Origin of the sequence: Streptomyces nitrosporeus, assembly GCF_008704555.1 — a bacterium.
In the GTDB taxonomy this organism is placed as follows: domain Bacteria; phylum Actinomycetota; class Actinomycetes; order Streptomycetales; family Streptomycetaceae; genus Streptomyces; species Streptomyces nitrosporeus.
The window spans coordinates 3058895-3072142 of the sequence record NZ_CP023702.1 but is presented as its reverse complement, the minus strand read 5'-3'; the positions used below and the strand labels follow the sequence as shown (position 1 = coordinate 3072142).

The 13248-nt window shown below is 71.9% G+C and carries 15 protein-coding genes and 1 pseudogene; 12 read left to right on the top strand and 4 right to left on the bottom strand.

Features of this window, described 5'->3' with window-relative positions:
- Positions 1-38: 38 nt before the first annotated feature.
- Together CP967_RS13390 and CP967_RS13385 are read right to left on the bottom strand one after the other, a co-directional pair.
- Positions 39-2090: a PIG-L family deacetylase gene (locus CP967_RS13390; RefSeq protein ID WP_150491830.1), complete on the bottom strand. Its 2052-nt coding sequence runs from the start codon at positions 2088-2090 to the stop codon at positions 39-41.
- A 257-nt stretch (positions 2091-2347) separates the two neighbouring features.
- The gene (locus tag CP967_RS13385; RefSeq protein WP_150488207.1) at positions 2348-3343 is read right to left on the bottom strand and encodes an ArsR/SmtB family transcription factor; all 996 of its coding nucleotides are present in this window, start codon (positions 3341-3343) and stop codon (positions 2348-2350) included.
- A 132-nt stretch (positions 3344-3475) separates the two neighbouring features.
- Here CP967_RS13385 and CP967_RS13380 point away from each other — a divergent pair, with 132 nt between their 5' ends.
- The 3 genes from CP967_RS13380 to helR all read left to right on the top strand — a co-directional run bounded on the left by CP967_RS13380 (position 3476) and on the right by helR (position 7691).
- A complete protein-coding gene (locus tag CP967_RS13380; RefSeq protein WP_150488206.1) occupies positions 3476-4474 on the top strand; it encodes a hypothetical protein in 999 nt (332 codons plus the stop codon).
- A gap of 121 nt (positions 4475-4595) precedes the next feature.
- On the top strand, positions 4596-5048 hold the full coding sequence (locus CP967_RS13375) for a hypothetical protein (protein WP_150488205.1): 453 nt from the start codon (positions 4596-4598) through the stop codon (positions 5046-5048).
- A gap of 495 nt (positions 5049-5543) precedes the next feature.
- Complete coding sequence (gene helR, locus CP967_RS13370; protein WP_150488204.1) at positions 5544-7691, top strand: RNA polymerase recycling motor ATPase HelR; 2148 nt, start codon at positions 5544-5546, stop codon at positions 7689-7691.
- 26 nt (positions 7692-7717) lie between these two features.
- On the opposite strand, the gene CP967_RS13365 is transcribed toward helR, so the two are convergent.
- Positions 7718-8746, bottom strand: coding sequence for a helix-turn-helix domain-containing protein (locus CP967_RS13365; protein ID WP_150488203.1), 1029 nt, complete (start codon positions 8744-8746; stop codon positions 7718-7720).
- A 302-nt stretch (positions 8747-9048) separates the two neighbouring features.
- Complete coding sequence (locus CP967_RS13360) at positions 9049-9486, bottom strand: ATP-binding protein (RefSeq protein ID WP_150488202.1); 438 nt, start codon at positions 9484-9486, stop codon at positions 9049-9051.
- A gap of 153 nt (positions 9487-9639) precedes the next feature.
- Here CP967_RS13360 and CP967_RS13355 point away from each other — a divergent pair, with 153 nt between their 5' ends.
- From CP967_RS13355 to CP967_RS34585, 9 genes and pseudogenes are all read left to right on the top strand, one after another.
- The gene (locus CP967_RS13355; RefSeq protein WP_150488201.1) at positions 9640-10521 is read left to right on the top strand and encodes a helix-turn-helix domain-containing protein; all 882 of its coding nucleotides are present in this window, start codon (positions 9640-9642) and stop codon (positions 10519-10521) included.
- Complete coding sequence (locus tag CP967_RS13350; RefSeq protein WP_150488200.1) at positions 10518-10727, top strand: DUF397 domain-containing protein; 210 nt, start codon at positions 10518-10520, stop codon at positions 10725-10727. The genes CP967_RS13355 and CP967_RS13350 overlap by 4 nt, the downstream gene beginning before the upstream one ends.
- Before the next feature lie 46 nt (positions 10728-10773).
- Complete coding sequence (locus CP967_RS13345; RefSeq protein ID WP_150488199.1) at positions 10774-10983, top strand: DUF397 domain-containing protein; 210 nt, start codon at positions 10774-10776, stop codon at positions 10981-10983.
- A gap of 47 nt (positions 10984-11030) precedes the next feature.
- Positions 11031-11252: a DUF397 domain-containing protein gene (locus CP967_RS13340; protein ID WP_150488198.1), complete on the top strand. Its 222-nt coding sequence runs from the start codon at positions 11031-11033 to the stop codon at positions 11250-11252.
- Between the two features lie 34 nt (positions 11253-11286).
- A complete protein-coding gene (locus CP967_RS34595; RefSeq protein ID WP_229888154.1) occupies positions 11287-11487 on the top strand; it encodes a hypothetical protein in 201 nt (66 codons plus the stop codon).
- A complete protein-coding gene (locus CP967_RS34590) occupies positions 11484-11732 on the top strand; it encodes a hypothetical protein (protein WP_229888155.1) in 249 nt (82 codons plus the stop codon). Before CP967_RS34595 ends, CP967_RS34590 begins: the two co-directional genes overlap by 4 nt.
- Before the next feature lie 313 nt (positions 11733-12045).
- Complete coding sequence (locus tag CP967_RS35105; RefSeq protein WP_268253010.1) at positions 12046-12168, top strand: hypothetical protein; 123 nt, start codon at positions 12046-12048, stop codon at positions 12166-12168.
- A complete protein-coding gene (locus CP967_RS13330) occupies positions 12161-12658 on the top strand; it encodes an HAD domain-containing protein (RefSeq protein WP_150488197.1) in 498 nt (165 codons plus the stop codon). Before CP967_RS35105 ends, CP967_RS13330 begins: the two co-directional genes overlap by 8 nt.
- 52 nt (positions 12659-12710) lie before the next feature.
- Positions 12711-13077, top strand: a pseudogene (locus tag CP967_RS34585) (mycothiol transferase); the annotation flags it as partial.
- Positions 13078-13248 lie beyond the last annotated feature (171 nt).

Below are 13248 nucleotides of genomic sequence, written 5' to 3'. Positions count from 1 at the left end.
TTCCCGGAGAACGGCCGCGCCGGGTACCTAACGTCTGGTCATGACGCGGCGTTATGCCCCGCTTCCGGTGCGGGCCGCCAGAGCCACGGCAACGCGTCCACGCCCAGGCCGACGGCGGCCGGGAGGCCGTCCGGGCCGAGGTGGAGCGCGGTCCCGTCCAGGGCGACGGGTCCGTCCGCGCGGACGTGGTGCGCCCGCGGGGTACGGAGCTGGATCAGGCCGTCCGCGGTGCGGCCCAGCAGCACCGGGCCCAGCGGTGAGGCGGCCGCGGTCACCGGCCCGTAGCCGTCGAACCCGGACAGGTGCTCCGCCGTGGTCCCGGCCCGCAGGACGGTCGGGCGGGAGGCCGCCTGGCCCCGGTGGAAGACGTCCACGGTGCCGTCCGCCGCGGTCAGCGCGGCGGGGGGCGTGCCGGGCACAGGGCCCGCGCCGAGCTGGGTGCGGGCGGTCGGCCCGTCGCCGGGGGCCTCCTCGGTCCAGTGGTGCACGGCGTGGTGCCCGGCCCCGTAGACGTGTATCCGGCCGGTGCCGTCGACGGCGGTGGCCAGGCCGTCCTGCACCTCGCCGCCGCCCGTGTCCCGCCAGGCGCTCCACCGGCCGGCCGTGTCGCGTACCCGGGTGGCGAGGCCCTTCTCCGCGGTGCGCACGAAGAGGTGGACACGGCCGTCGGGGGTCGTCCGGGCGACCGGGACGCCGATGCGCCGCCCCTCGTCCCGCCCGGGGGAGGGGGTGCCGAGGCCGCGCCAGGCGGTGAACCCGCCGCCGGGGGACCGCTGTTCCAGCACCACGATCTCGCGTTCGTTGTCACCGCCGTGCCCGCCGAGCGCCGCGAAGCGCAGCCCGAACAGGAGCAGCCGGCCGTCGGCGGTGGTGGCCGCGCCCAGCGCGGGGGCCAGCGGCCCGCCGCCGAGGTCCCGCGGCGGCCCCCAGAAGCCGCTGCCCGGGGCGGTCTCCCGCCGGCGGACCAGACGCAGACCGAGCACCGCGTAGGCGTCGAGGCGCCCGCCGGGCCCGTCGGCGGTGATGACGCGGGGTCCCGGATAGCGGTGGTGGGTGGAGCGGACCCAGCCCTTGCGGTTGGTCAGGGGGCGGTCGCCGCCGACGTTGTAGTCACCGCAGCCGGACGGGTTGCCGCAGTCCCAGTCCGGTGAGCCGCCGTAGGGGACGAGGTGGGCGGCCTTGGCCGTGAGGACCTCCGGCGGCAGGTTCTTCGGCCAGTGGCGGTTGTAGTAGCCGCGGTAGGAGGTCACGGCGAAGCCGGGCACCTCGCCGCCCGCCGCCGTCGTGCGCGCCACCCACCGGATCATCGCGGCCCAGCTGAAACACGCGGCGGCGGTGTGGTCGGCGTGGTCGGAGTAGCCGCGCTGCTCGCTGTCCGCGCGGCGTTCGGCCTCCGTGCTGTGCTGGATGTCCGGGTCGGGGTCCAGGGTGTGGACGACGGTGGGCCGGTAGTGCTCCAGCAGGCCGACGAGGACGTCCAGCAGTCCGTCGTACGTGTACGAACCGGCCCGGCGCAGCGGTGAGCCCTCCGCGACGACGGTACGGAGGGAGAGCTGCCGGTCGTTCCAGAGGCTGGGCAGTCCGAGCCGGTGCCGGGTGGTGTGCATGGCCGTGTTCAGGAAGACCAGTTCGACGCGGCGCGTTCCGGCGGTGAGGGTGTTGACCTCGGCCCGGTGGCCCCCGGCGAGTCCGGCGACGGAGGTGCGCCAGGGCGTGAACGTCTCCAGCCCGAGGAGGGTGGCGTAGGCCTGCCGGAGCCCCTGGTGGCGCGAGGAGGAGTACGCCGCCTTGTCGGGGGCCGGGCGCGGGGCGCCGGGGATCTTGTTGAGGCCGTCGGCCTCGCCCGCGGTCAGGTACACGCAGACCAGGGGGACACCGGCGTCGAGGGCCTGCCGGGTGTCCGGGTTCATGAAGTACAGGTCGTCGTCCGGGTGGGCCAGGAACTGCATCATCAGGGCCGGCCGGCCGGTGCCGATGGCGAGTCCGGGCGCCGGGTCGGGGGCCGGGTCGCTGCGCCGGGGGGCGGGCACGGAGCAGGCGGCGAGGGCGGGAGCCAGGGCCGCCGCGGCGAGCAGGCCCCGTCTGGGCAGTCCCCGACCCGGCAGGGGCGGCCTCCGCGCGGGGGCGGCCCGTTCGCCGTGGGTGGGCAGGCATGGCTGTTCCGACACGGTGTGCTCCGTCCGTCCCCCCGCCGGACGGGTGCCGGGGTGCCCTGTCCTGCGTATGTGCGTATATACGGATGGTCAGACGGCCCGGAGGGAGCGGAGGTTGCCCGGCCGCGGCCATGAATGGGTGCGGGTGTGGGTGCGGCCGGATCCGTGCGGGCGGACGGATCCGGCCGCACGGGTCATCCCGGCCCCTGGGCGGAACCGCGCAGCAGCGCGGCTCCCAGCGGGGTGAGGGTGTGCAGCACCCGCATGCCCTGCCGGTGGCTGGTGATCAGGCCGTTGTCCCGCAGCGCGGTGGTGTGCCTGCTGGCGGAGGGTGCCGAGATCCCGGCGGTGCGCGCGATCTCGCCGGTGGTGGCACCGGTGGCGGCCGCGCGCAGGACGGTGGAGCGGGTGCGGCCCAGCAGGACCGTCAGGGGCGCGTCCGAGCCGGTGCCCCCGGGGAGCGGGCCGGGGTGGGGTTCGTGGCACAGCGCGTACATCAGGACGGGGTCGAGCGAGGCGTCGGCGAAGGCCACCGGGTTGCCCCAGCAGAAGTACGACGGGACCAGGCGGAGCCCGCGCCCGCCCAGGGACATGTCGCGGTCCTCGGGATAGACGGTGTGCAGGACCGGGCGCCGCCATCGCAGGCAGGGCCCCAGCCCTTCGAGCAGGCCGTCGGCTCCGTGGTCGAGGACGGTACGGGCGCGTGCGGTCCGCTCCGCGTCGATCCGTGCCTGGACCCGTTCGCGGTAGGGGGCGATGGCCATGTCGTGGTAGGCCCGCATCGCCCGGACCAGCTCCCCGCGCATGCCCGGCTCGGCCAGGCGCGGTGCCCAGGACGGTGTCCTGGACGTACGGCTGAGGACGCCGACCTCGTGGAGGACCCGGCTCGGCGGGGTCGTGAGGACGGCCTCCAGACCGCTGTCGAGCCCCTCGGCCCCCTCGGGCGGGGTGAGGAAGTCGGGGAAGTAGGCGGCCCGGGGGACCAGCGGTAACAACAGGGTGCGCAGGGTCCGGGTGAAGTGCGTGTCCTGGATCCGGGCGCGGGTGGCGCGGTGCCAGTCCGCGTACGCCCAGCGTCCGTGGCGGGTCTGCAGGCGGTGCAGGCTCAGGCAGATCTCCCACAGCGGGTCGGGTGCGGCGGCCACCCGGGTCCTGACGAGGTCGGCGTCGGTGAAGTGGATACGGAGCATTCGGTTCCCCCTGATTTCCTGGGCTTTTCCGCATGGACGAAAAACCCTGGTTAGTCATGCTCGCGTCAGCGAAGCTCAAGGAGCAAAGAGGCGCGAGGGGACGCGCCACTACTCGGGGGAGTGGGTATCGCCATGGGACGTACGTCCGTCCGCGTATCTGCGGTCGTGCTGGCCGTCACGGGGGCACTGGCCGGCTGCACCACCGGTACCGGCGGCGGTGGGGACCGGCCCGGTGGTCCCTCACGGCAGAACGACGCCGTCGCCGCGGCCGGGACCCCTGTCGACCGGGGACGTGAGCTGACCGGGGCCGAAAGGGTCCTGGTCGAGCGCGCGGAGCAGATGCTGGTCAAGGAGTGCATGGCGGCCGAGGGCTTCCGTTACTGGGTGGGACCGCTGCCGACCGCCGACGATCTCGAAGGCGGCGGCTATGTGCTGACCGACGCCGGCTGGGCGAAGAGGCACGGTTACGGCAGCCGGCTGCGGGAGAGGGCCCAGGAGGCCCAGCGGACCGACCGCAACCACGCCTATGTCAACGGGCTCACGGGAGGGGAGCGTGCCCGGTACGGCACGGTCCTCGAAGGGACGCCGGCGGGCGGGACGGTGACGGCCCCGCTGCCCGGCGGCGGCTCCGTCCGGACCCCGCGCGAAAGCTGTCTGGCCGAGGCCGGGCGACAGCTCTACGGAGACTTCGAGACCTGGTTCCGCGCCGAGAAGACCGCGATGAACCTGACCCCGCTGTATGTGCCGGCCCTCGTCGCGGACGAGCGCTTCGTGCGGGCGGTCCAGGACTGGTCGGCGTGTATGCGGAAGAAGGGCCACGACTACGCCTCCCCGGCGGAGATCCGCGAGGAGCGCGCGGCATCCGCCGCGGGCGCCGCGGAGGCGGAGCCGGGCGCCGCGGAGGCGGAGCCGGGCGCCGCGGAGGCGGAGGCGTATGCCGCCGAGGTGGAACTCGCGGTCGCCGAAGCCACCTGTGCCGGCGCGACACCCCTGGCGGCCACGGCACGCGCACTGCAGACCGAGTACCGGGACGAGAAGCTCCAGCCGTACGCCGAGGACATCGCCGCCTACCGGCGGATGAGCCTCGCCGCGCTGGCCCGCGCCGAGAAGATCACCGGCTCCACGGCCTGACGCCGCACGGAGCGCCGGCCCGGCCTCCCGTCCGGACCCGAAGCCGTCCGGACCCTTCCGACTTCCGCGGTACCGAAGCCGCGGGACATCCTGCACCGATTCGACCAAGGAGTGATCCACCATGCGCAAATTCCTGGCCGCCGCCGCCACACTCGGCCTCGCGGGCCTCGGCGTCATCGTCCCGGCGACCGCCGCCCAGGCATCCGCGGCCTGCGACACCGCCTGGAAGAACGCGGCATCGGGCTACCTCTACGCCTACGACTACGACAGCTGCAGCGGCTACCTCGGCAGGGACGCCGACGCCGACTACAGCTGGGCCGACTCCTCCGGCGGCTTCCAGGGCGGCGACAACGACGACGCCCAGTCGCTCGTGCACAAGGGCAGCTCCGGCATGGCCGTCAAGCTCTACCGGCACGCGGGCTACGCGGGAGGCCACACCTGCCTGGCGAAGGCCGAGTACTACATGGACGACCTCTCCGGGTACACCTTCACCGACGGCAGCCCGGTGAACGCCAGCATCAGCTCCCACGAGTGGGTGTGGCACGGCGAGTGCGGCAAGTTCCTGAACTCCTGATCCGGAACCTGCCGGACTCCTGATCCGGCGATCCGGTGGGGCGGGGCACCACGGGGGCCCCGCCCCACCGCGGTCCGACATCGTGGCCCGACGGCACCCGAGCGCCGTCGGGCCACGAGCCGTGTCCGGGTTCTGGGACCCATGCCTGCGACGGGATCCGGGAGAGCCAGGGAGAAAGGGCGAAGCGGGGAGCGGGGATACCGCGGAAGGCGGAACAAGGAGGACTACACCCACTCCTCTCCACTCTCAACGTATAGCGCACAGGGGGCCTTGCGGCAAGGCCCCCGTCGTACCGCAGAATGACCGGCCAAGGCCTTAACCTGCGGAAACGGGAGATCCACGACGTGCGTGTGCATATGTCGGTGTACGGAGTGCGCGAAGGCGCCGAGCCGGTGGCGGGGTGCGCGCCGCTGTCGCGGGTGCCCGGCACCGGGGCGCGGACGTGCGCTCTCGCGCAGGCCCTCATGGGCACCACCTCGGAACGGAGCCGATGACATGACCCCTGCGACCACCAGCGCGTTCGACCTCCCCGACCGCCTCAGGGCCAAGGCGGACCCGGCCCTGATCGCCCACGACGAGGAGCACTTCGCGGCCATCGCCGAGTGCCTCGACCAGACGATCGCCGAACTGTCCGACCGCCTCGACGCCGAACGCAGGGCTCCCGGCGGCGCGGGCCGGCAGGCGATGGACCGGGACACGGAGATCCACCGGCTGTCCTCCCGCCTGCGCGCCCTGCGCCGCTTCGGCCTGGACCTGTGCCTCGGGCACATGGTCGGCGAGGACGGCTCCGAGCCCGTCTACGTCGGGCGGCTCGGCCTCTCCGACAGCGAGGGCCGAAGGCTGCTCCTGGACTGGCGCTCCCCGGCGGCCGAGCCGTTCTTCGGGGCTACCCACGGCAACCCCATGGGGCTGGCGAGCCGCCGCAGGTACCGCTGGACCGGCGGCCGGATCAGCGACTACTGGGACGAGGTGTTCACCGCCGACGCGTTCGCCGGCCACGCCGCGCTCGACGACCAGTCCGCCTTCATCGCCAGCCTGGGCAGCAACCGCTCCCCGCGCATGCGGGACGTACTCGGCACCATCCAGGCCGACCAGGACGCCATCATCCGGGCCGGTTCACGCGGAGCGCTCGTCGTCGACGGCGGACCGGGCACGGGCAAGACCGTCGTCGCCCTGCACCGCTCCGCCTATCTCCTCTACTCCGACCCGCGCCTGGGCCACCGCCGTGGCGGTGTGCTGTTCGTCGGCCCGCACCAGCCCTACCTGGGCTATGTCGCCGACGTGCTGCCCAGCCTCGGGGAGGAGGGGGTGCAGACCTGCACCCTGCGGGACCTCGTACCCGAGGGAGCCTCGGCCGGGGCCGAGGCCGACCCGGAGGTGGCCCGTCTGAAGTCCTCGGCCCGCCTGGTGCGGGCGGTCGAGGCGGCGGTCCGGTTCTACGAGGAGCCGCCCACGAAGGGGATGACGGTCACGACCCACTGGAACGACATCCCGCTCACCGCCGACGACTGGGCCGTGGCGTTCGAGGCGGCGGAGACCGGGGCACCCCACAACGACGCGCGCGCCGAGGTGTGGGAGGAACTGCTCACGATCCTCATGGACCGGCACGACGGCGACGCTCCGACGGCGCTGTTGCGGAAGTCGCTGCTGGCCAACAGGGAACTGCGTACGGCCTTCGACCGCGCGTGGCCGCTGCTCGACGCCGCCGACATCGTCGGGGACCTCTGGTCGGTGCCCGCCTACCTGCGGATGTGCGCCCCCTGGCTCAGCCGGGACGAGGTGTCCCTGCTGCAACGCGAGAACCCCCGGGCCTGGACCGACTCCGACCTGCCGTTCCTGGACGCGGCCCGGCAGCGGCTCGGCGATCCGGAGGCGTCACGGCGCAAGCGCCGGCAGGCCGCCGCCGCCGAGGCCCACCGGGAGGAGATGGCCAAGGTCGTCGACAACCTCCTCGCGTCCGACCCCGACGGCGAGGGGGCGATCACGATGCTGCACGGCCAGGACATGAAGGACACCCTGGCCGACGACTCCGGTGCGCCCGGCACCGAACCGGACCGGCTCGCCGGACCGTTCGCCCACGTCGTCGTGGACGAGGCGCAGGAACTGACCGACGCCCAGTGGCAGATGCTGCTGCTCCGCTGTCCCTCCCGCAGCTTCACCATCGTCGGGGACCGCGCCCAGGCCAGGCACGGGTTCACGGAGTCCTGGCGCGAACGCCTCGAACGGGTCGGGTTCGACCGGATCGAACTGGCCTCCCTGACGGTCAACTACCGGACGCCGGAAGAGATCATGGCGGAGGCCGAGCCGGTCATCCGCTCCGTGATCCCGGACGCCAACGTGCCGTCCTCCATCCGCAGCGGCGGTGTCCCCGTCGTCCACGGGCCGGTATCGGACCTGGAACCGGTACTGGAGGACTGGCTCGCCGCGCACGAGGACGGCATCGCCTGCGTCATCGGCGACCCCGCCTTCCGGGCGATGCCACGGGTCCGCTCGCTCACCCCGGAGCTGTCCAAGGGCCTGGAGTTCGACCTGGTCGTCCTGGTGGACCCGGAGAACTTCGGCACGGGCGTCGAAGGAGCGGTCGACCGCTATGTGGCGATGACCCGCGCCACCCAGCAACTGGTGATCCTCACGAGCGCCTGACTCCGTCCACCCCTGTCACGCCCCTGTCATGCGGCTGTCTGCGCAGGGCTGTGGTTGTTGTTGTGGCAGTCGCGGCAGTGGCCGGGGTGGCGGGAGCGGAAGGCGCGGTCGCAGCGGTCGCAGTTCTGGAGGGGGATGGTGATTCTGCGGGGTTGTGCGGCTTCCAGTTCGGTTGTGCTGGGGGGTTGGGGTGGGAGGAGGGTGGTGAGGCGGTGGCGTAGGAGGCTGGCGGGGTGTTTGACGGGGTTGGGCAGGTCGTGGGTGAGGGCGTGGCGGATGGTGTCGGGGTGTGTTTCGCGTTCGAGCCAGGCGGCGACGCCGGGGGCGAGTGTGGTGACGTCTTGTTCGGACAGGGTGAGCCGGGGTGTGTGGCGGGGGAGGTCGGCGAGGAGTGTGGTGGCTGCCTTGAGGAGTTCGGGGGTGGCTGTCCGGGGTTGGGGGAGTGGTGGTCGGGGTGTGGTGCGGGCGGTGGGGAGGGGGACGCGCGGGGTTGTGGGGGGTGCGGGGGCCGGTTCCGGGGCCGGTGCTGGGGCTGGGGCTGGGGTGGCAGCTGGTGTGGGGGTGGGCTCGGGCGTCGGGGTGGGCTGGTGTGTGGCCGCCGGTGCTGATGCCGGGGCCGGGGCGAGTGCGGGTTCCGGTGTTTTCCGTGCCTTGCGCTGCCGGGGTGCCGGTGCTGCGGCAGGTGTGGTGGTGGGCTGGTTGTAGGAGATGGTGCGGGTGATGATGCGGCCGTCGGCCAGGCGTACGCGGCTGCGGTGGAGGTAGCCGGTTGCTTCCAGTTCGCGTAGTCCGGCGGCGATGCGGTGTTCGCTCTCGGGGAAGCGTCCGGCGAGGTGTCGGACGGTGGCTTTCGCGCCGGTGGGCAGGGACTGGATGTGCAGGGCCAGTCCGATGGCGACGAGTGAGAGTTGCCGGTGCTGGGCGAGGTGGTTTCCGGCGACGGTGAAGCTGGAGGTGTGCCGGACGTTGACGTGAATGACGCCGGAGGCGGGCGCGGAAGCCACAACCGGACCGGATGCGGCACACGGGGGCGCGATAACCTGCTGGATACCCATCGGGAAGCTCCTGTACTTCCTCGGTGGTCAGGCCCTCGGCCGGGATGTCTGTCCCGTCGGGGGCCGTCTCATGTCTGTGGTTGTCGGGGTGAGCTTATGCACGGCAACCCGACCCAAATCCAGCTGAGTTGCCCTATGTCACCCGAGTGAGTGACACGACCTGAACGGGGTCGGGTTGGGTGGGGAAGTTCATTTCTTTCCTTACTTGAAAGCCTTTTACCTCGTGGGTCACCGCGACGCGGTTGCCCATGACGCGGCTCACCGGGTCGCGGGTTTCCACGACCCGGTGAAAGCGCCGCCGGTCATGCCCGGAGATCGATCTCCGCCCACACCGTCTTACGCGGTACGGGCCCCGGAACGACACCCCAGCGATCGGCCAGCGCCTCGACCAGCAGCAGGCCACGCCCGGTCTCGTCGTCCGGGGGAGGGACGCACGGCAGGAGGCGCGGAAGGCTGTCACCCCGTGTGTCGGTCACCTCTACACGCAGCGTGCGCCCTTCGCCGGCCGTGGCGAGGCCGAGCAGGAAATCACGACCGCGCACCCGGCCGTGGGTCGCCGCGTTGGAGGCCAGCTCCGCCACCACCTGCTGCGCGGTATGGACGAGATCCGGCGCCATCCCCCAGTCGTGGAGCTGAGCGGCGGTGAGCAGCCGGGCCAGCCGGGCCCCGCGAGGCGTGGGGGAGAGGATCACTGTGAAGCTGCGGGCAACGGGCGCCAGTTGGGCGGTTTCGTGGTTCACGTCACACAGCGTGGTGGGCGCCGCCTACGCTGAGAAGTGACACACCGGGTACGTACGATCACTGTCCGAGGTTTGTCCGGCGCTGTCGTGCCTGTCCGGAAGTGCCCCACGGGTAGAGGGCGTCCAGGTTCGAAGCACGATGGAGGGATTCCCATGACGGTGGAGACGAGTGGTGCGGAGGCGGTCGTCGTCGAGGAAGTGGATGAGCCGGGCTGGGAAGTGGACCCCGACGACGAGTCCGGCGCGGCCGTGGTGGCCACGGTGGGCCGCCAGCTGCGGATGCGCCGCGAGGCGGCGGGCATGCGGGCCGGTGAGTTCGGCACGGCCATCGGATACGGCGAGGACCTGGTCTACAAGGTCGAGGGCGGCAAGCGGATCCCGCGTCCGGAGTTCCTGGACAAGGCCGACGAGGTGCTGAGGGCGGGCGGCCTCATCGCGGCGATGAAGGAAGACGTGGCGGAGGTCCGCTACCCGAAGAAGGTGCGGGACCTGGCGAAACTGGAGGCGCGGGCGGTGGAGCTGCTGTCGTACGGCAGCTACAACCTGCACGGGTTGCTCCAGACCGAGTCCTACGCGAGGGCACTTCTGGGGACCCGGCGGCCTGCGTACTCGGTGGACGAACTGGATCGGATGGTGGCCGCCCGTGTCGCGCGGCAGTCCATCTTCGAGCGTTCTCCCGGGCCTGAACTCAGTTTTGTACAGGAGGAAGTGACTCTTCGGCGCCCGGTCGGGGGCAAGATGGTATGGCGAGCACAACTGGAACGGCTTCTGGAGCTGGGCGAGTTGCGTCACGTCGAGATCCAGGTGATGCCAACTGGCTACTGGCAGCATCCGGGGTCGGGCGGGCGGATTCAGATGCTGAAGTTCAGTGATGGCACAGCGGTGGGACGTGCCGATGAGGAATTCGGCGGCCGCCCGGTCTCCGAGCCGAGGCAGCTCCGGATCCTTGAGCTGCGTTATGGCATCATCCGGGCCGAGGCTCTGAACGCACGGGAGTCGTCGGCCTTCATCGAGCGAGTACTGGGAGAGACATGATCCGCAAGACCTCCGTCGCGGAGTCCGACGGCCTTGTCTGGTTCAAGAGCAGTTACAGCGACAGCAGCAACGGAAACGACTGCGTCGAGGTTGCCGCCGTTCCCGGCGCGGTGCATGTGCGCGATTCCAAGAACGTCCCGGGCCCGCAGCTCGGCTTCGCCCCAGCCGCTTGGGCGGGCTTCGTGGCGTACGCCTCTGAGGGCTGAACCACCCTGAACCGTTGGTCTCCATCGAGGAAGTACTGGGAGAGCGATGATCTACAAGACCTCCGTCGCGGAGTCCGACGGCCTTGTCTGGTTCAAGAGCAGTTACAGCGACAGCAGCAATCCCAACGACTGCGTGGAGGTCGCCACCGCTCCCGGCGCGGTGCATGTGCGCGATTCCAAGAACGTCCCGGGCCCGCAGCTCGGCTTCGCCCCAGCCGCTTGGGCGGGCTTCGTAGCGTACGCCTCCGAGTGCTGAGCCACTTCGGGGCCGCTGGTCCTCATCGAAGAAGTACGGGGAGTGACATGATCCGCAAGACCTCCGTCGCGGAGTCCGACGGCCTCGTCTGGTTCAAGAGCAGCTACAGCGACACCAGCAACCCCAACGACTGCGTCGAGGTTGCCACCGTTCCCGGGGCGGTGCATGTGCGCGATTCCAAGTACGTCCCGGGCCCGCAGCTCGGCTTCGCCCCGGCCGCGTGGACGGACTTCGTGTCCCACGCTGCATGCGGCGAGTCCCCCGCGTAGCAGCTGTCAGCCTGCTCGCTGCTTGAATGCCACAGTGATCGAGCTCGTGGTTGCCCTGGTGGCGGGCGGGCTGACGGCGTGGCTCTTGCGCCGGTCAGTGAAGCGGCGTGCGGAAAGCGCCGCCCAGGGAGACACCGTCAGGGTTCCCTGTCTGCTCCGCCTCCCCGCCCGCGAAGGCCGCCGGCTTCGCGGGCACATGCTGATCGGGCCTGACGTGATGGCCTGCCTGACGTGATGGCCTGGGAGGGCCGTATCAAGGCCGGTGCGGCGGTGAGTCTTCCGGCAGGGCTGCGGAAGGCCGGCGTACGACCACCGACGTTCCGCGAATCCGTGAAGATCAACGGCAGGTGCACGATCGTGGAGTGCGCCTCCCCCGAAGGGCGTGTCCACGTCGCCGTGATGCCGAACGAGCTGCCGCGCGTCCTCGCGGCCCTGGACCGGGGCGCCACCGGGCATCCGGCGCCCGGTAGCCCCGGCTGATTCCCTCGCCCTCGGCCGCATCACCCGGCCCTCCCACGCGCCGGATGCCCCGGGCCTCTCGTCCGGGCCGCGCTGTGCCGGCGCCGGGTGAACACCTCGACACCGACCCGATGGCCAGGGACGCTTCGTGCGGTGACCGGAACCGATGGCACACCGCCCGCGTGGGACGAGAGCAACGCCCAGGACCTGTGGACCGGACCCGGGAGAGGTGCCTCGCGGAACGCGGAGGGCGTACCTTTCCGAGCGATCGACTTCTGGTCATCGAGCGGGCCCGTGTCGCAGCGCGGGCCGGGAAGGCACACAGGTGCTGAGCGTGGGCAACGAGGACGGCCTACCCGGAGCGGCTTCCTGCGGGACGACATCGTCCCTGCGGGCCGTCCGCTTCGAGCCCGGCGTCCTGGTCGAGCGTGAGCGGGAGGACGCGTGGCGTGAATGAGCGAGAGCACCGCCCGCTGCTGTTCCTGGACGTCGACGGGCCCCTCCTGCCGTTCGGTGACCGCCCGCGGCACGAGCCGTCAAACGCCACGGCGGATTCGCATCTGACGCGGCTCGACCCGCGCGTCGGGCCTCGCCTCGCGGCCCTGCCGTGCGAGCTGGTCTGGGCGACCACCTGGGAAGAGACGGCGAACACCGACATAGCGCCGCGGCTCGGCCTGCCGCCCCTGCCGGTCGTGCACTGGCCGGAAACCTCCGGCGCGCATGAACGCGAGGACACGTGGTTCGGACTCCACTGGAAGACCCGGACCCTGGTGGCATGGGCGGACAGACGTCCGTTCGCCTGGGTTGACGACGAGCTCACCGACGCCGATCGGGACTGGGTGTCCGCCCACCACCCCGCCCCGGCCCTCCTCCACCGCATCGCCTCGTCCCGCGGCCTCACCCACGAGGACTTCGCAGTCCTTGACCAGTGGCTGCGGGCCACGTGAGGCTCCCGCGCTGATCCACAGGAATGGGCGGCTACCCGTGGGGCGGAACGCACCCGGCTCACCGTTGACGACCATGAGCGGGTTGATCAACCACCCCCGCTGGGTCGAGTACCACTGGTCCCACGTGGTCTTCCTCGGTGAGGAGGACCAAGGGCTCTGGACCGATGAGGACCCCGGCCGCGAGATGTGCACAGCCGTCGGCCTCCCGCTCACGCGGTTGCCCGAAGCGTAAGCCGGGCGGAGCGCCCGCCACCGCGAACCGGTCGCCGGAAACGGCCCTGGACACCCGGGCCCGGCGCGCCGTCCGCGACGGCCTCCACGTCGATCCGAAGCGGGTCCTCCCCCGCCCCACCGGGGAGCCGGCCCGCCATCACGGCCCCCCGGCCGCCCTGCGCGAGATGCTCGACGGCACGACCGGGTACGGACGGGCGGCGGCGGCCCGGGATTCTCCCGTCCTTCGAGCCGGAAGGGGCCCGGCCGCCGGTGCGGCTGCGGCCCGGTGAGCGTGCCGTCTCCGGCCCGCCGCTGCCTCACGTCTCTCGCACACCCCCTCGTCCGTCTGTTTCCGGCCACCGGCCCCCAATGCTGCA

Excerpts from the sequence above, each read along its gene's own strand:
- CP967_RS13385 (WP_150488207.1), bottom strand. The coding sequence starts at position 3,343 with ATGCTCCGTATCCACTTCACCGACGCCGACCTCGTCAGGACCCGGGTG.
- CP967_RS13380 (WP_150488206.1), top strand. The coding sequence starts at position 3,476 with ATGGGACGTACGTCCGTCCGCGTATCTGCGGTCGTGCTGGCCGTCACG.
- CP967_RS13375 (WP_150488205.1), top strand. The coding sequence starts at position 4,596 with ATGCGCAAATTCCTGGCCGCCGCCGCCACACTCGGCCTCGCGGGCCTC.
- helR (WP_150488204.1), top strand. The coding sequence starts at position 5,544 with ATGACCCCTGCGACCACCAGCGCGTTCGACCTCCCCGACCGCCTCAGG.
- CP967_RS13365 (WP_150488203.1), bottom strand. The coding sequence starts at position 8,746 with ATGGGTATCCAGCAGGTTATCGCGCCCCCGTGTGCCGCATCCGGTCCG.
- CP967_RS13355 (WP_150488201.1), top strand. The coding sequence starts at position 9,640 with ATGACGGTGGAGACGAGTGGTGCGGAGGCGGTCGTCGTCGAGGAAGTG.
- CP967_RS13350 (WP_150488200.1), top strand. The coding sequence starts at position 10,518 with ATGATCCGCAAGACCTCCGTCGCGGAGTCCGACGGCCTTGTCTGGTTC.
- CP967_RS13345 (WP_150488199.1), top strand. The coding sequence starts at position 10,774 with ATGATCTACAAGACCTCCGTCGCGGAGTCCGACGGCCTTGTCTGGTTC.
- CP967_RS13340 (WP_150488198.1), top strand. The coding sequence starts at position 11,031 with ATGATCCGCAAGACCTCCGTCGCGGAGTCCGACGGCCTCGTCTGGTTC.